Genomic DNA, 16,337 nt, shown 5'->3' with positions numbered 1-16,337 from the left:
CGCAAGCGAGACCGGCGCGACACGACGCCGAACGGGAGAGAAACGCTCATGTCAGGCATCGTCGGCATCGATGTCGGCGGCACCTTCACCGACCTGTTCCACGCCGGCGCGCCCGGCGCGGCCCCTCGGGTCCTGAAGGTTCCGTCCACCCCGGACGACCCCAGCCGGGGCCTGGTGGACGCCCTGCGCGCGGCCGAGGTCGATCCCGGCGCGCTTGAGCTGATCCTGCACGGCACCACCATCGCCACCAACGCGGTGATCGAGCGCAAGGGCGCCCGCTGCGCCCTGGTCACCACCCAGGGCTTCCGCGACGTGCTGGAGCTGGGCCGCCGCGACCGCCAGCGCATGTACGGCCTGACCGGCGCCCACGTCCCCCTGATCCCCCGCCTGATGCGCTGGGAGGTGGCCGAGCGCCTCGACCATCGCGGCCAGGTGCTGGTCCCGCTGGACGAGGCGGCGCTGGGCGCGCTCGCCCGCGCGCTCGCCGACGAGGGGATCGAGGCCGTGGTCGTCGCGTTCCTGCACGCCTACGCCAACCCCGCCCACGAGCGCCGCGCCCGCGAGATCCTGCTCGACGCCAATCCCGACTGGGAGGTGGTGCTGGCCACCGACGTGGTGCGCGAATGGTGCGAGTTCGAGCGGACCTCGACCGCCGCCGTGCAGGGCTACCTGCAGCCCCTCGTCTCCCGCTACGCCCGCAGCCTGACCCGGCGGCTGGAGGAGATGGGGTTCCGGCGCCAGACCCTGGTGATGCAGTCGAACGGCGGGCTCGCGCCGCTGTCGCAGCTGCCGACCAAGGCCGCGAACATCGTGCGCTCCGGCCCCTCGGCGGGGGTCACCGCGGCGGCGCGGATCGCGGCCGAGGCGGGGTTCGAGAACGTCATCACCGGGGACATGGGCGGCACCTCCTACGACGTCGCCGTGGTGGTGAAGGGCGCGCCCAGGATCGCCGAGACCACCGAGCTCGACTTCCGCATCCCCCTGCGCCTGCCGATGATCGACGTGCACACGATCGGCGCGGGCGGCGGCTCGATCGCCTGGATCGACCGCGGCGGCGTGCTGCAGGTGGGGCCCGAGAGCGCGGGCGCCGTGCCCGGGCCGATCTGCTTCGGCCGCGGCGGGATCCATCCCACCGTCACCGACGCCAACGCCGTGCTGGGACGCATCAAGCCCGAGAACCCCATCGGCCTGACCCATATCGACCGCCTCGACATCGAGGCCGCGCGCGAGGCCATCGGGGCGCTGGGCGCGCGCCTGGGCCTGGGCGTCGAGGAGACGGCCGAGGCGATCCTGACGGTGGTGAACCACATCATGGCCCGCCGCACCCGCCTGATGTCGGTCGAGCAGGGCCACGACCCGCGCGACTTCTGCCTCGTCGCCTTCGGCGGCGCCGGGCCCCTGCACGGCTGCGCCATCATGCGCGAGGTCGGCATCCGCTCGATGCTGCTGCCCCCGCATCCGGGCGTGCTCTGCGCGCTGGGCTGCGCGGTGGCCGACCTGCGCTGCGACTTCGCCCAGACCGTCGAGACCCCCGCCGCCGACGTCGACCCCGCCATGGTGCGCGAGGTGCTCGGCGCCCAGAAGGCCGACGGGGAGGCGCAGCTTGCGGCCTCGGGCGCGGCGCTGATCTCCATCGAGACGCGCCATGCCGCCGAGATGTCCTATCTCGGCCAGATCCACTCCCTGCGGGTCGCGATCGAGCCCGACTGGCCGATGGACCGCATCGTCGCCGCCTTCGAGCGCGCCTACCGCGCCGAGTTCGGCGCCACGCTCGACATGCCCGCGGTGCTGGTGGGCCTGAAGACCGCCGTCGAGGGCCGCCGCGCGGCGCCCGAGGCCGCGGCGCCGCGCCCGGGCTCCGACGCCGCCCCGACGCCCGTCGCCCGCCGCCGCGCCCATTTCGGCCGATGGCTGGAGGTTCCGATCTACGACCGCGGCGCCCTCTCCCCCGGGCAGCGCTTCGAGGGGCCCGCGATCGTCGAGCAGCCCGACACCACCTGCGTGGTCGAGCCGGGCTGCACGGCCCGGGTCGACTCCCGCGGCAACATCATCGTGGAGGCCGCGTGATGGACGGACCCGTCGCCCCCGCCGTCGATCCCGTCACGCTCGCCGTCGTGCGCGGCGCGCTGGAGCAGATCGGCGACGAGATGGACCTGCACCTGATCCGGGCCGCCCTGAGCCCGATCATCTCCGAGACCAACGACGTCGCCCACGGCATCTACGATCCCGTCACCGGCGAGACCATCGCCCAGGGCCAGCTGGGCCTGCCGCAGTTCCTCGCCAACATGCAGTTCTCGGTCCAGCACGTGCTGGAGGTGGCGAAGGGGCAGGGCGGCTTCCGGCCCGGGGACGTGTGGATCCTCAACGACCCCTACCGCTCTGGCACGCACCTCAACGACGTGGTGATGGTCGCGCCGCATTTCGTGGACGGCGAGCTCTTCGCGCTGCTCGCCAACACCGGGCACTGGATGGACATGGGCGGCGGCTCGCCCGGCGGCTGGTCCCCCTCGGCCCGCGAGATCCACCAGGAGGGCGTGATCATCCCGCCGGTGCGGCTGGAGGCGGAGGGCGTGCGCAACGCCCCCCTGATCGCGATGATCGCCGCCAACTCCCGCCTGCCGCAGCAGCTGCTGGGCGACCTCGAGGCGATGACCAACGTCTTCGCGGTCGGGCGCCGGGGCCTCGACGCGCTGGTCGCGCGCTACGGCGCCGACACGCTTCGCGCCTGCATCGCCGAGATGACCGCGCGGGCCGAGGCGGAGATGCGGGCCTGGATCTCCGACATCCCCGACGGGACCTACCGGGTCGAGGACAGCTTCGACAACGACGGCGTGGTGGATGCACCGCTGCCGGTGAAGCTGGCGCTGACGGTCGAGGGCTCGGAGCTGCATTTCGACTTCACCGGCACCTCGCCGGCCGCGACGGGGCCGATGAACATCGCCGACTGCACTGCCAAGTCGCTGTGCTTCGTCGCGCTGAAGCACATCTTCCCCGACGTTCCCGTCTCCGGCGGCGCCTTCCGGCCCTGCCGGTTCACGATCCCCAAGGGTTCGATCCTCGCGGCCGAATACCCGGTCGCGGTGGGGGGCACGACCGACGTGGCCCCGCGCCTGACCGACGTGGTCTTCGGCGCGCTCGCCCAGGCGATCCCCGAGCGGACGCCGGCCGCCATGTTCGGCACCACCGGCGTAGCCACCGTCTCCGGCATGCATCCCGAGACCGGGCGCTACTACGTCGCCGTCTATCCCTATCCGGGCGGCTACGGCGGCTCGGCCGTCTCCGACGGGCTGGTGCACGGCACGCCGCCGGGCTCGATGGCCCGCTTCATGTCGGTCGAGATGTCGGAGCACCGCTACCCCGTCCGCTTCGCCTACTTCGGCATCCGCGAGGGCTCCGGCGGACCGGGGCGCCACCGCGGCGGACATGGCTCCCGCTACGGGATCGAGACGCTGGGCGACAGCGTCGTCTCGATCCTCGGCGACCGGGTGGACGCGCCGCCCTTCGGCGTCGCCGGCGGCTTGGCCGCCGCGCCCAACCACGTGCGCCTGACGCTGGACGGCCGGGACTGGACGCCGCCCATGCGCTCGAAGGCCGAGAAGGTGCGCTTCCGCGCCGGCGACGCCCTGCACCTGGGCTCCCCCGGCGGCGGCGGCTTCGGCGATCCGCTGGAGCGCGACCCCGAGGCGGTGCGCGAGGATCTCGACGCCGGCCTCATCGACCGCGCGACGGCCGAGGCCGCCCACGGCGTCGTCGTCCGCGTGGCGCGCCGGATCCTCGACCGCGACGTGCACGAGATCGACCGGGCGGCCACCGCGCGTCTGCGCGCGGCCCGGGCCGCCCCCGAGAGAGCAGACCCAAGCGAGGACGAGCGCCGGCGAACGGCGCCCAACACCTGACCGGGAGGAGAAGAAGATGCTGACGAGACGCACTTTCGCGGCGATGGCCGCAAGCGCAGCCGCCCTGACCGCCGCAGGCGTGGGCGGACGGGCCCGCGCGGCCGAGCCGCTCAGGATCGGGGCCGTGAACCCCTATTCCGGGGGCATGGCCCTCTACGGGGACGAGGTGACCCGCTGCTACGAGCTCGCCGCCAAGCAGCTCAACGCCGCCAAGGGCGGGCTGCTGGGCCGCCCCGTCGAGATCGTGCGCGGCAACGCCACCTCGGCGCAGGAAGGCATCGCGGCGGTCGAGCAGCTGGTGGGCCGCGACGGGGTCGAGATCCTGATGGGGACCTACGCCTCCTCGATCTCCAACGCCGCCTCGGAGGCCGCGCTGAACTACGGCAAGCTCTACTGGGAGACCAACGCCGTCGCCTCGAACCTGACCGAGCGGGGGCTGCCCAACTTCATCCGGGCGGGGCTGGCCGCCGACGATTTCGGCCGGCGCTCGGTCGAGGGGGCGCTGGAGCTGGTCGCCAAGCGGCTCGACAAGGCGCCCTCCGAGATGAGCGTCTGGCTGGAGCACGAGGACTCGGCCTACGGGACCTCGATCGCCGAGGCCCAGCAGCGCCTGCTGGAAGAGGCGGGCGTGACCGTCGGCGTGGGCGCGCACAGCTTCAAGTCGATCGACGTCACCGACTCGATCCTGCGCGCCAAGGCGGCGGCGCCGGACCTGTGGATCTCGACCGGCTACGTCGGCGACACCAACCTGCTGCTGCGCGCGGCCCGCGACCAGGGCTTCGCGCCGCCGGCGATCATGTCCGTGGGCGTGGGCGACACGGCCGAGACGCTCGACGCGCTGGGGGCCGAGTACCTCGAGGGTGTGCTGCTGGTCTCCTTCCCGCGGGCCGACATCTCCGAGAGCTACGGGCCGGGATCGGACGCCTTCCTCGAGCTCTACAAGGCCGAGTTCGGCCGCGATCCCGTCGCGCCCCAGGGCATGGCGGCCTTCGTCGGCGCCAAGATCCTGTTCGAGGCGGTGGAGGCCGCCGGCTCGGTCGAGTTCGACGCCGTGGCCGAGGCCGCGCGGGCGATGGACCGGCCCTTCGGCAGCTACGAGACCGGCTACGGCGCCAAGTTCGACGAGACCCTGCAGAACACCCGCGCCGTGCCGATCATCGCCCAGTGGCAGTCCGGCCAGGTGAAGGCGGTGTTCCCGCCCGAGGCCGCCTCGTCCGAGGTGCTGAACCTGCCGCGGGCCTGAGGCCGGCGGCCCGCGTCGCCGGACCCTCGACGGTCCGGCGGCGCGGTCCTGCAAGGAACTGCGAGCGATGACCGAGATCCTCAACATCCTGGCGGTGGGGCTGCTCCTGGGCGGCATCTACGCGCTGGTCAGCGTGGGGCTGAACCTGATCTTCGGCGTGATCCGGGTGGTGAACTTCGCCCAGGGCGAGTTCGTCATGCTGGGCATGTACGGGGCGCTGGCCGCGCAGCTGGCGCTGGGCTTCGACCCCTACGTGGGGGCGTTGCTGATCCTGCCGGCGCTGTTCGCGCTGGGCTGCGGGGTCTACTGGCTGATCCTGCGGCCGCTGCAGGGCGAGCCGATGATGCAGATCTTCGCCACCTTCGGCCTGCTGATGCTGATCCAGAACGCGGTGCTGGCGGCGACGGGGGGCGTGGCGTTCAGCGTCAACTCCTCGCTCGCCGTCGGCTCGGTGTCGCTGGGGCCGGTGCAGGTGGGCACGGGGCGGCTGATCGTGCTGATCGCGGCCACCGTGGTGACCGGCGGGCTCGCCTGGTACCTGCGCGCCACCTGGCACGGCAAGGCGATCCGGGCGGTGGCCCAGGACCGGGCCGCGGCGAAGCTGATGGGCGTGAACGTGCAGCGCATCTACACGATCAGCTTCGGCATCGGCGCCGCGCTGGCCGGCCTCGCCGGCTGCCTGCTCGCGCCGCTCTACTCGATGACCCCGCAGATCGGGATCAACTTCATCCTGCCGGCCTTCGCCGTGGTGGTGCTGGGGGGCCTGGGCAGCGTCGCGGGCGCCTACCTGGGCGGCTTCGTGGTGGGGCTGACCGAGGCGTTCTCGGGCTACTACCTCGACCCGGCGCTGAAGCATGCGGTGCTGTTCGTCGTGTTCATCGTGGTGCTCGTCATCCGCCCGCAGGGCCTGTTCGGCCATGCCGGCGCAGAGGAGGTGGGACTTCGTGAAACCTCGTGACCCCGATCCCCGGGCGGCGGACGCGCGCGCCGCGGCCGTCGCCGCCGCCTCGCGCGGGCTGCGCCAGGAGGCGCCGCTGCTGGCGGGCGTGATCCTCGCGCTGCTGGCGCTGACCTGGGCCTTCGCCGGCGACAGCTTCGCGCTGAACATCCTGGCGACCGCCTTCCTGCTGGGCGGCGTCGCCACCGCCTGGAACATCATTGGGGGGCTCGGCGGGCAGTTCTCGCTCGGCCACTCGGTGTTCTTCGCGCTGGGCGCCTACCTGACCGCCAACCTGGTGCTGCACGCGGGCGTCTCGCCGTGGCTTGCGCTGCTGCCGGCGGCGGCGCTGGCGGCGGGGGCGGCGGCGCTGGTCTCGTGGCCGGTGTTCCGGCTCAAGGGCCCGTTCTTCGCCATCGCCACCCTGGCGGTGACCGAGGTGATGCTGTCGCTGTCGATCTATTTCGACGGGATCACCGGCGGCTCGCAGGGGCTGTCGATCCCGTTCCGCCGCGGCCTGTGGAACATGATCTTCGTGGACCGGATGAGCTATGCGTTGCTGATGCTGGGCTTCCTCGCGGTCTGCCTGCTGGCGATGATCGTCGTCTCGCGCAGCCGGCTCGGCTATCGCCTGCGGGCGGTGCGCGACAACGAGGACGCGGCCCAGGCCGCGGGCATCGACGTGCTTCGGGTGAAGCTCCTGGGCATGGCCGTCTCGGCCGCGCTGACCGGGATCGGGGGCGCGCTGTTCCTGATGCAGGTGCGGGTGGTGGATCCGCCGGCGCTCTATTCCCTCTTCGACATCGGGGTGAAGGTGGCGCTGCTGGCGCTGATCGGGGGCATCGGCACGACCTACGGGCCGCTGCTGGGGGCGCTGCTGGTGATCCCGCTGGAAAGCTGGCTGCGGGCCGAGCTGGGCGGCTCGCTGCCGGGCATGAACCTCGCGGTGCTGGGGCTCGTGCTGATCTTCACCGCCCTGTTCCTGCGCCGCGGCATCGTGGGGGCGGCGCGCGACCTGCGTCTGCCGGGCCTGGCGCCGCGCCGCCTGCGGCCGGCCGGGGAGGGCGCGCGATGAGCTTCCTGACCGTCGAGAACGCCACCCGCCGCTTCGGCGGCCTGACCGCGGTGGACGACGTCTCCTTCGACCTCGGCGAGGGGGAGCTGGTCTGCCTGATCGGCCCCAACGGCGCCGGCAAGACCACGCTGTTCAACCTGCTGACGGGCCAACTCGCGCCCTCGGCCGGGCGGGTCCTGTTCGAGGGGAGGGACATCGGCCGCCTGAAGCCCGACCGCCGGGCGCGGCTGGGCTTCGGGCGCACCTTCCAGATCAGCCAGACCCTGACCTCGATGTCGGTGCTCGAGAACGCCATGGTCGGCGCCTTCCTCGAGCATCCGCGCCTGCCCGAGGCGGCCGAGGCGGCGATGCAGGCGCTGGAGATGGTGGGCCTCGCCCGCCGGGCCGGGGACCCGTCCTCGGAGCTCACGCTCGGCGAGCGGCGGCGGCTGGAGGTCGCGCGCGCCCTCGCCCTGCGCCCGCGCCTGGTGCTGCTGGACGAGGTGATGGCCGGCCTCAACGCCACCGAGGTGCAGGAGATCATCGACCTGGTGCGCCGGCTGAACGAGGGCGGCCTCGCCTTCCTCGTCATCGAGCACAACCTCAAGGTCGTGCGCGCCTTTTCCCGCCGGGTGCTGGTGCTCGACCACGGGGCGCTGCTCGCCGAAGGCGGCGCGGAACAGGTGCTGTCCGACCCGGAGGTGGTCGCGGCCTACGTCGGAAAGGGGAAGGCGGCATGAGCCAGGCCATGATGCTCGAGGTCGAGGGCCTGCGCGCCGGCTACGGCGACGCGGAGGTGCTGTTCGACGTGACCCTCGCCCTGCCCGTGGGGCGGGTGGCGGCGGTGGTGGGGGCCAACGGGGCGGGCAAGACCACGCTGCTCTCGGCCCTGATCGGCCTCATCCCGCCGCGCGCGGGGACCGTGCGCCTGCTGGGCGACGACGTCACCCGCCTGCCCGCCGACCGGCGCGCGGCCCGCGGCATGACGCTGGTGCCCGAGGGCGGTCGCCTGTTCCCCTTCATGTCGGTGCAGGAGAACCTGGAGCTGGGGGCCTATTCCGCCGGCGCGCGCGGCGGCGCGGCCGCGATGCTCGAGGCCGCGATGACCCGCTTCCCGGTCCTGCGCGACCGCCGCCGGCAGCTCGCCGGCCGGCTCTCGGGCGGGGAGCGGCAGATGTGCGCCATCGCCCGCGCGCTGATGTGCCGGCCGCGCCTGCTGCTGCTGGACGAACCCTCGGTCGGGCTCTCGCCGCTGATGGCCGAGACGGTGCTGGAGACGGTCTCCCAGCTCGCCCGCGACGAGGGCCTGACCGTCCTGATCGTCGAGCAGCGGGTGACCGAGGTGCTGGAGATCGCGGACGAGGCGCATGTGCTCGACCACGGCCGGATCTCGCTCAGCGGGGCCGCGGCCGCGCTGAAGGGCGATCCGCAGGTGCGCGAAGCCTACATGGGGCTGTGATGGACCGGCCGCGACCGCGCAGGAGAAGACCATGAGCGACGCCGACCGCGTGCGCATCGCGCCCGTCGTGGTGCCCAAGGCCTCGGACGTGCTCGCCGACCGGCTGCGCGACCTGATCGTCGCCGGCCGCTTCCTGCCCGGCGAGGCGCTGCCGCCGGAGCGGGAGCTGGCCGCCGAGTCGGGCCTCTCGCGCAGCTCCGTGCGCGAGGCGCTGCGGCTGCTGGAGACCGAGGGGCTGCTGACCACCCGCGCCGGGCGGGCCGGCGGCTCGGTCGTGACCCGGCCGGGGCGCGACTCGATCGCCCGCTCGGTCGAGCTCTTCGTGCGCGCGCACGGTATGCGGCTGGGGGCGTTGCTCGACTGCCGGCTGGCGGTCGAGCCGATGCTGGCGCGGCTGGCCGCCTGCAACCGGACCGAGGCGCAGCTCGCCGAGATCGCCGAGATCCATGCGCGCTTCGAGGCCTCGGTCGACAAGGTCCCCGCCTACAAGCGCATCAACCTCGACTGGCACCTCGCGGTGGCGCGGGCGAGCGGCAACGAGCCGCTGATGGCCCTGATGGAGGCGGTGGCCGCCCCGATCCGCGACGCGCAGGAATACCGGCACGTCACCACGCCCGAGCTTCGCCGCGGCGCCGTGCGCGCCCATTCCGTGATCCTCGAGGCCATCGCCGCCGGCGACGGCGAGGCCGCCTTCAAGCGGATGGAGCGCCATGTCGGCGCCTACCGCGACATCGCCCTGCGGCGCGAGGAGGTCGCGGACGACGCCGTCGGCGCGGCCGCCGCGCCCGCCCGCCTCACCGGAGACGACGCATGACCAACCGCCAATGGGTGCTCGACGCCTATCCCGACGGCCCCGCCACCGAGGCGACCTGGCGCCTGGAGGAGGCGCCGATGCCCGAACCCGGGCCCCGCCAGGTGCTGGTGCGCACCCAGTGGCTGTCGCTCGATCCCTACATGCGCGGGAGGATCAGCCCGGCCGCCAACTACACCGCCGGCGTGAAGCCCGGCGAGGCGATGCACGGCGGCGGCGTCGGCGAGGTGATCGAGAGCCGGCACCCCGACTGGAAGCCCGGCGACCTGATCGAGGCGATGACGGTGGGCTGGCGCGAACATGCCGTGCTGACCCCCGACCTGCCGGGCGCGGCGCGCGCGAACCGGGTCGACCCCGAGCTCGCGCCGCCCCAGGCGATGCTGTCGTGGCTGGGCATGCCCGGCCTGACCGCCTGGATCGGGCTGACCGAGATGGGCCGCCCGCGGCCCGGCGACACGGTGCTGGTCTCGGCCGCCTCGGGCGCGGTGGGGCAGCTGGTGTGCCAGATCGCGGTCGCGATGGGCGCGCGCGTGGTGGCGATCGCCGGCTCGCCCGAGAAGCTCGAGCATTGCCGCGATCTCGGCTGCGCGGCCGGCATCGACCACCGCGCCACGAGCGACATGAAGGCCGCCATCGCCGAGGCCTGCCCGAACGGCGTCGACGTGTTCTTCGACAACACCGGCGGCCCGATCCACGACGCGGCCATGGCCAACCTCGCGACCCACGCCCGGGTGGTGATCTGCGGGCGCATCGCCGTGGTCGACAAGGCGCCGGAGGAGGACGTCGGCCTGCGCGCCTCCGCCCGCCTGATCGTCACCCGCGCCAGCATCCACGGCCTGGTGGTCTTCGACTGGTGGCACCGGCGCGAAGAGGCGATGGCCCGGCTCGCCGCCCTGCACCGCGACGGCCGGCTGCGGTTCCGCGAAGACGTGCTGGAGGGGTTCGAGCGCGTGCCCGAGGCCTACGTGCGCATGATGGCCGGGCGGAACATGGGCAAGCAGCTGGTGCGCCTGTGAGGCGCCGCGGCGTGTCATTTTAAATGTTATACCATTGACAGGCCCCTCTCGGAGCGGCAGTCTGACCGTGGTGAATGGAGGTCGTCGCCTGTGCAGGAAACCCAGAAGTCCCCGCCGTTGATCGAACGTATCTCGGTCCAGAAGTCCTACGACCTGCTGGCGGACCAGCTGCGGGACACGATCCTCGCCGGCGACATCGACGTCGGCGACCGCCTGCCTTCGGAGCGCGAGCTGGTCGAGCAGACCGGCCTGTCGCGGGGCTCGGTGCGCGAGGCGCTCAGGATCCTCGAGGTCGAGGGGCTGATCCGCTCCCGCCCCGGCCGCTACGGCGGGATCACCGTCACCCAGCCCGACAACAGCTCGATGGCGCGGATGGTGGGGCAGTTCGTCCGCTCCCGCCGGATGCCGCTGCGCGTGATCCAGGAGGCGCGCGAGACGATCGAGCCGGCGCTGGCCCGCTACGCCGCGATGCACCGCACCGACGAGGAGCTCGCCGCCATCATCGAGCTGAACGAGGCGCTGGCCGACCCCGCGCTCGACCGCCGGGCCTTCGCCGAGATGAACATCCGCTGGCACAACGCGGTGGCCGAGGCGAGCCGCAACGACCTGCTGACCGCGCTGCTCTACGCCATGAACCACGGCGTCGTGGCCGCCACCTCCGAGGAGGTCTACGACAGCGCCGAGATCCGCGCAGCGGTCCACGCCGCCCACGCGCGGGTGATCGAGGCGATCGCCGCCCGCGACGGCGACGCCGCCCGCCGGCGGATGGAGCGCCACGTGCGCGCCACCCGCGCCCATACCACCGATCTCGAGGACTCGGAGCTGGAGATCGGCGAGCCGGACGAGTGACTTCACACGACTGAACCCAGGCGATCGACGCCCGACGATCGACGCCGGAACCGGCCCCGCGCATGGCGCGCCAAGGCCGGCGCCCACAGGAGGAAAGACCCATGACAGCGACCGCTTCGGCGGCGCACGGAAGACGTGCGCCCGGTGCGTCCGACCTTGACCTGCTGATCGTCGGGGCGGGGTTCGCCGGCCTCTACATGCTTCACCGCGCCCGCGGCATGGGCCTGAGCGCGCGGGTGATCGAGGTCGCTTCGGACGTCGGCGGCACCTGGTGGTGGAACCGCTACCCCGGCGCGCGCTGCGACGTCGAGAGCATGCAGTACTCCTATTCCTGGGACGAGGACCTGCAGCAGGAGTGGACCTGGAGCGAGCGGTTCGCCACCCAGCCCGAGATCCTGAGCTACATCCGCCACGTCGCCGAGCGCCACGACCTCAAGCGCGACATCACCTTCGAGACGCGCGTCGACGCGGCCGAGTGGGACGCGGACGCGGCGCGCTGGCGCGTGACGCTCTCGACCGGCGAGCGGGTCGGGGCGCGCAACCTGGTGCTCGCCACCGGCTGCCTGTCGGCGGCGCGGGCGCCCGACCTGCCCGGGCGCGACTCCTTCGAGGGCGCGGCCTACCACACCGGCGACTGGCCGCATGAGGGCGTGGACTTCACCGGCAAGCGGGTCGCGGTGATCGGCACCGGCTCCTCCGGCATCCAGGCGATCCCCGAGATCGCCAAGCAGGCCGCCCACCTGACCGTGTTCCAGCGCACGCCCAACTTCTCGGTGCCCGCGCGCAACCAGCCGCTGGACGACAACTACGTCCACGGCTGGAAATCGCGCTACCCCGAACTGCGCCGCCGGGCGCGGGAGGAGACCCGCTCGGGCACGATCTACGACTTCCCCGAGCGCGGCGCGCTGGAGGCGACCCCCGAGGAGCGCGAGCGCGAGTATCGCTGGCGCTGGGAGAAGGGCGGCGCGAACTTCATGCACGCCTTCAACGACCTGGTGATCTCCGAGGAGGCGAACGCCACCGCCGCCGACTTCGTGCGCGACCGCATCCGGGAGATCGTGAAGGATCCCCAGACGGCCGAGGCGCTGTGCCCGACGTCCTACCCGATCTTCACCAAGCGCATCTGCGTCGACGACAACTACTTCGCCACCTACAACCGCCCCAACGTCACGCTGGTCAACCTCAGGGAAACGCCGCTGGAGGGGATCGAGCCGACCGGCGTGCGTACCTCGGCCGGGCTGCACGAGGTCGACGCGATCGTCTACGCCACCGGCTTCGACGCGATCACCGGCGCGATCACCGCCATCGACATCCGCGGCAGGGACGGCCGGACCATCCCCGAGAAGTGGAAGGAGGGTCCGCGGGCCTACCTGGGCCTGATGCTGGAGGGGTTCCCGAACCTCTTCGCCGTCACCGGGCCCGGCAGCCCCTCGGTCCTGTCGAACATGGTGGTCTCGATCGAGCAGCACGTGGACCTGATCTCGCGCATCCTCGAGGAGGCGCGCGCCCGCGGCGCGGCGACGGTCGAGGCGGACCGCGCGGCCGAGGACGCCTGGGTCGCCCATGTCAACGAGGTCGCCGCCGCCACGCTGCTGCCCAGGGCCGCGAGCTGGTACATGGGCGCCAACATCCCCGGCAAGCCGCGGGTGTTCATGCCCTATCTCGGCGTCTCCACCTACCGCGAAGCCTGCGAGGCGGCCGTCGCCGACGGCTGGCGCGGCTTCCGCTTCGCGCCCCCCGCGCCGGCCTCGGCGCCGGCGTCCGAGGCGGCGCAGGCCTGATCCCCCGGGGGCCCCGCGCCCCCGATTTCCGCAAGCCAGAACGACGCGGCGGCGAGCGGCCGATCCGCGCGAGGGAGGGCGTATGCCCGGCGTTTACTTCGACGAACTGACGGTGGGCCAGGTCTTCGACCACCCCATCCGGCGCACGGTGACCGAGACGGACAACGTCCTGTTCACCACCATGACCCACAACCCGGCGCTGCTGCACCTGGACGAGGAATACTGCCGGACCCAGACCGAGTTCGGCCAGCGGCTGGTGAACTCCTGCTTCACGCTGGCGCTGATGGTGGGGATCTCGGTCAACGACACCACGCTGGGCACCGCGGTCGCCAATCTCGGCTGGGACGAGGTCCGCTTTCCCAAGCCCCTGTTCCACGGCGACACGATCCGGGTGGAGACCGAGGTGCTGGAGCTGCGCGAGAGCAAGTCCCGCCCCACCCAGGGCATCGTCACCTTCGAGCACCGCGCCTTCAACCAGAAGGGCGAGCTGGTCGCGATCTGCAAGCGCTCCGGCCTGCAGCTGAAGCGCCCGCGGGGGGCGGCGGCATGACCCCGAAGCTCACGCCCCGAAGCTGGCTGTTCATCCCCGGCGACAGCGAGAAGAAGCTGGGCAAGGCCGACGCCTCGGGCGCCGACGCGCTGATCCTCGACCTCGAGGATTCGGTGGCGCCCGAGCGCAAGGCGGAGGCGCGGCGCCTGGTGCGCGCGCATCTCGCCGCCAGGACGGGCGCCCGCGATCCGCTGCTCTACGTGCGGGTCAACCCGCTCGACGTCTCGGCGCTCGAGGATCTCGCCGCGGTGATGCCGGGCGCGCCGGACGGGATCATGATCCCCAAGACCGACGGGGCCGAGGACGTGGCGAGGCTGTCGAACTGGCTCGACGCCTTCGAGGCGGCCCACGGGATCGAGGCCGGACGCACGAAGATCCTGCCGGTGGCGACCGAAACCGCGAAGGGCGCGCTGCGGCTGGCGACCTTCGCCGACACGCCGCTGCCGCGGCTGATCGGCCTGACCTGGGGGGCGGAGGACCTGTCGGCCGCGCTCGGCGCCTCGACCAACCTCGGGCCCGACGGCGGATGGGCGCTGACCTACCGCATCGCGCGCTCGAACTGCCTGCTGGCGGCGAAGGCGGCGGGGGTGGCGGCGATCGACACGCTCTACGTCGACTTCCGCGACGACGCGGGCCTGCGCGCCAGCTCCTCCGCCGCGGCGGACGAGGGGTTCGAGGGGCGCATCGCCATCCACCCCGCCCAGGTCGCCGGCATCAACGACGCCTTCGCGCCGTCGGAGGCCGCGCTCGCCCATGCCCGCCGGGTTGTGGAGGCCTTCGCGGCCAATCCCGGCGCCGGGACGGTGGGGCTCGACGGCAAGATGATCGACATCCCCCACCTGCGCCAGGCCCGCCACGTGCTGGGCCTGCACGACGCCCTCGCCGCGCGCGCCGCGGCCAGGTCCCCCCACGCCTCAGGAGCCTGACCCATGAGACGCGCCGAAAAGGTCATCGTCAGCTGCGCCATAACCGGCTCGATCCACACGCCCTCGATGTCCGAGGCGCTGCCGGTCACCGCGCGCCAGATCGCCGACCAGGCGGTGGCCGCCGCCGAGGCCGGGGCCGCGATCCTGCACCTTCACGCCCGTGAGCCCGAGACCGGCCGCCCCAGCCAGGACCCCGAGCTGTTCAAGGCCTTCCTGCCCGAGATCCGCGACCGCACCGACGCCATCATCAACATCACGACCGGCGGCGGCCTGGGCATGACCATGGACCAGCGGCTGGCCGCCGCGACCTGGGCGCAGCCCGAGATCGCCTCGATGAACATGGGCAGCTTCAACTTCAACATCTCCGGCGCCGCCGGCCGGGTGCCCGAGTTCAAGCATGCCTGGGAGCCGGAATACCTGGCGATGACGAAGGACTTCATCCTCTCGAACACCTTCGCCCAGATCGAGGCGGCGATGCGCCGGCTGACCGAATTCGGGACCCGCTTCGAATACGAGTGCTACGATGTCGGGCACCTCTACAACCTCGCCCATTTCGCCGACCGCGGCCTGGTCGAGCCGCCGTTCTTCGTGCAGGCGATCTTCGGCATCCTGGGCGGCATCGGTCCGGAGCCCGAGAACCTGATGCACATGAAGGCGACCGCCGACCGCCTGTTTGGCGAGGACTACTACCTCTCGATCCTCGCCGCCGGCCGCCACCAGATGCCGTTCGTCACGATGGGCGCGATCCTGGGCGGCAACTGCCGGGTGGGGCTCGAGGACAGCCTGTTCATCGGCAAGGGCAAGATGGCCGAGAGCAACGCCCAGCAGGTCGCCAAGATCCGCCGCATCCTCGACGAGCTCAGCCTGCCGATCGCGACGCCGGACGAGGCGCGCGCGATGCTCCAGACCAAGGGGCCGAAGCACGTCGGGTTCTGAGGTCGCGCGCCGCAGGGCTCGTCGAGCTGACGCAACGCCGCTTGACCCGATTGAGCTAATGATACAGTTTTACGTATCAATCGAGTCGATGGAGCGACGGCGTGGGGCAGGACGGGCTGACGGCCTACGGGCGGCTTGCGAACGAGCTCTGGCGGCGGATCGCCAGCGGCGAGTGGCGGCCGGGCCAGCGGCTGCCGACCGTCGTGCAGATGGCCGAGAGCTTCGACGTCTCGCCCGCCACCGTGCGCTCGGCGCTGGGGGTGCTCTCGAAGCAGGGGCTGATCCACGCGCGCCAGGGCCGGGGCACCTTCGTCGCGGCCGAGGCGGGCGACGCCGCGGCGCAGGACGCCTCGCGCACGCTCGACCAGGGTTATTTCGACGCCTGGATCGTGGGCCCCTCGCAGGAGGTCCAGGTCCTGGAGAAGACCGAGGGCGCGGCCTTCCCCCCCGACATCGCCGAGGGGCGGCCCTGCCTGCCGGACTACGTGTTCCTGCGCCGCCTGCACCTGAGCGGCGGCAAGCCGGTCTGCCTGGTCGACTTCTACATCGCGACCGAGGCCTACCGGTCGCTGCCCCCGGGGATCGACGGGCAGTTCAAGGTCGGCCTGCTGCTGATGACCAAGGCCGAGCCGCGCTGCGCGCGCGGCCGCCAGATCGTCACCGTGGGCGCCGCCTCGCACGAGGACGCGGCCCTGCTCGAAACCCCGCCGGCCTCGCCGATCGTGTCGGTGGCGCGGCTGTTCACCGACGCCGAAGGGCGGGTCCTGGGGGGCGGGCGCCATCGTTACCCGGGCGGGGTGTTCCGGCAGGTCATCGACCAGCCGATCGACGAGATCCTGGACGGACTGGGAATGTGGCTGCCGTCGGAGAACGGCTGAA

Annotated in this window: 14 protein-coding genes and 1 pseudogene; all 15 read left to right on the top strand. The window is 72.6% G+C overall.

The features are described from left to right. Positions 1 to 48: 48 nt before the first annotated feature. The 15 genes and pseudogenes from P2H44_RS24315 to P2H44_RS24245 all read left to right on the top strand — a co-directional run bounded on the left by P2H44_RS24315 (position 49) and on the right by P2H44_RS24245 (position 16,336). Entirely contained in the window at positions 49 to 2,067 is a 2,019-nt protein-coding gene (locus P2H44_RS24315) for a hydantoinase/oxoprolinase family protein (protein ID WP_275767942.1), read from the top strand. Continuing rightward, entirely contained in the window at positions 2,067 to 3,896 is a 1,830-nt protein-coding gene (locus tag P2H44_RS24310; RefSeq protein WP_275767940.1) for a hydantoinase B/oxoprolinase family protein, read from the top strand. The genes P2H44_RS24315 and P2H44_RS24310 overlap by 1 nt, the downstream gene beginning before the upstream one ends. 16 nt (positions 3,897 to 3,912) lie before the next feature. Further along, complete coding sequence (locus tag P2H44_RS24305) at positions 3,913 to 5,139, top strand: ABC transporter substrate-binding protein (RefSeq protein ID WP_275767938.1); 1,227 nt, start codon at positions 3,913 to 3,915, stop codon at positions 5,137 to 5,139. 67 nt (positions 5,140 to 5,206) lie between these two features. Beyond that, positions 5,207 to 6,097: a branched-chain amino acid ABC transporter permease gene (locus tag P2H44_RS24300; protein ID WP_275767936.1), complete on the top strand. Its 891-nt coding sequence runs from the start codon at positions 5,207 to 5,209 to the stop codon at positions 6,095 to 6,097. Next, positions 6,084 to 7,151, top strand: a complete 1,068-nt coding sequence (locus tag P2H44_RS24295; protein ID WP_275767934.1) for a branched-chain amino acid ABC transporter permease — start codon at positions 6,084 to 6,086, stop codon at positions 7,149 to 7,151. The genes P2H44_RS24300 and P2H44_RS24295 overlap by 14 nt, the downstream gene beginning before the upstream one ends. Continuing rightward, positions 7,148 to 7,870, top strand: a complete 723-nt coding sequence (locus tag P2H44_RS24290) for an ABC transporter ATP-binding protein (RefSeq protein ID WP_275767931.1) — start codon at positions 7,148 to 7,150, stop codon at positions 7,868 to 7,870. Before P2H44_RS24295 ends, P2H44_RS24290 begins: the two co-directional genes overlap by 4 nt. Then, positions 7,867 to 8,589, top strand: coding sequence for an ABC transporter ATP-binding protein (locus P2H44_RS24285; protein ID WP_275767929.1), 723 nt, complete (start codon positions 7,867 to 7,869; stop codon positions 8,587 to 8,589). Before P2H44_RS24290 ends, P2H44_RS24285 begins: the two co-directional genes overlap by 4 nt. 31 nt (positions 8,590 to 8,620) lie before the next feature. Further along, positions 8,621 to 9,403: a FadR/GntR family transcriptional regulator gene (locus P2H44_RS24280; RefSeq protein ID WP_275767927.1), complete on the top strand. Its 783-nt coding sequence runs from the start codon at positions 8,621 to 8,623 to the stop codon at positions 9,401 to 9,403. Continuing rightward, on the top strand, positions 9,400 to 10,416 hold the full coding sequence (locus tag P2H44_RS24275) for an NADP-dependent oxidoreductase (RefSeq protein WP_275767925.1): 1,017 nt from the start codon (positions 9,400 to 9,402) through the stop codon (positions 10,414 to 10,416). Before P2H44_RS24280 ends, P2H44_RS24275 begins: the two co-directional genes overlap by 4 nt. A gap of 117 nt (positions 10,417 to 10,533) precedes the next feature. Next, entirely contained in the window at positions 10,534 to 11,265 is a 732-nt protein-coding gene (locus P2H44_RS24270) for a FadR/GntR family transcriptional regulator (protein ID WP_275767923.1), read from the top strand. A gap of 101 nt (positions 11,266 to 11,366) precedes the next feature. Next, complete coding sequence (locus P2H44_RS24265; protein WP_275767921.1) at positions 11,367 to 13,046, top strand: flavin-containing monooxygenase; 1,680 nt, start codon at positions 11,367 to 11,369, stop codon at positions 13,044 to 13,046. A gap of 79 nt (positions 13,047 to 13,125) precedes the next feature. Beyond that, positions 13,126 to 13,596 (top strand): annotated as a pseudogene (locus P2H44_RS24260) (MaoC family dehydratase); the annotation flags it as partial. Further along, positions 13,593 to 14,522, top strand: a complete 930-nt coding sequence (locus P2H44_RS24255) for an HpcH/HpaI aldolase/citrate lyase family protein (protein WP_275767917.1) — start codon at positions 13,593 to 13,595, stop codon at positions 14,520 to 14,522. The pseudogene P2H44_RS24260 and the gene P2H44_RS24255, both read left to right, overlap by 4 nt. Positions 14,523 to 14,525: 3 nt before the next feature. Beyond that, positions 14,526 to 15,458, top strand: coding sequence for a 3,5-dioxohexanoate:acetyl-CoA acetone transferase (gene kce / locus P2H44_RS24250; protein ID WP_275767915.1), 933 nt, complete (start codon positions 14,526 to 14,528; stop codon positions 15,456 to 15,458). A gap of 101 nt (positions 15,459 to 15,559) precedes the next feature. Beyond that, a complete protein-coding gene (locus tag P2H44_RS24245) occupies positions 15,560 to 16,336 on the top strand; it encodes a GntR family transcriptional regulator (RefSeq protein WP_275767913.1) in 777 nt (258 codons plus the stop codon). Position 16,337 lies beyond the last annotated feature (1 nt).

It is taken from the genome of Albimonas marina (genome assembly GCF_029223255.1).
In the GTDB taxonomy this organism is placed as follows: Bacteria; Pseudomonadota; Alphaproteobacteria; order Rhodobacterales; family Rhodobacteraceae; genus Albimonas.
The sequence above is the reverse complement of the archived record's forward strand: the minus strand, read 5'-3'. Positions and strand labels throughout refer to the sequence as shown.

Coding starts and splice junctions, on each gene's coding strand:
- P2H44_RS24315 (WP_275767942.1), top strand. CDS start 49: ATGTCAGGCATCGTCGGCATCGATGTCGGCGGCACCTTCACCGACCTG.
- P2H44_RS24310 (WP_275767940.1), top strand. CDS start 2,067: ATGGACGGACCCGTCGCCCCCGCCGTCGATCCCGTCACGCTCGCCGTC.
- P2H44_RS24305 (WP_275767938.1), top strand. CDS start 3,913: ATGCTGACGAGACGCACTTTCGCGGCGATGGCCGCAAGCGCAGCCGCC.
- P2H44_RS24300 (WP_275767936.1), top strand. CDS start 5,207: ATGACCGAGATCCTCAACATCCTGGCGGTGGGGCTGCTCCTGGGCGGC.
- P2H44_RS24290 (WP_275767931.1), top strand. CDS start 7,148: ATGAGCTTCCTGACCGTCGAGAACGCCACCCGCCGCTTCGGCGGCCTG.
- P2H44_RS24285 (WP_275767929.1), top strand. CDS start 7,867: ATGAGCCAGGCCATGATGCTCGAGGTCGAGGGCCTGCGCGCCGGCTAC.
- P2H44_RS24280 (WP_275767927.1), top strand. CDS start 8,621: ATGAGCGACGCCGACCGCGTGCGCATCGCGCCCGTCGTGGTGCCCAAG.
- P2H44_RS24275 (WP_275767925.1), top strand. CDS start 9,400: ATGACCAACCGCCAATGGGTGCTCGACGCCTATCCCGACGGCCCCGCC.
- P2H44_RS24265 (WP_275767921.1), top strand. CDS start 11,367: ATGACAGCGACCGCTTCGGCGGCGCACGGAAGACGTGCGCCCGGTGCG.
- P2H44_RS24255 (WP_275767917.1), top strand. CDS start 13,593: ATGACCCCGAAGCTCACGCCCCGAAGCTGGCTGTTCATCCCCGGCGAC.
- kce (WP_275767915.1), top strand. CDS start 14,526: ATGAGACGCGCCGAAAAGGTCATCGTCAGCTGCGCCATAACCGGCTCG.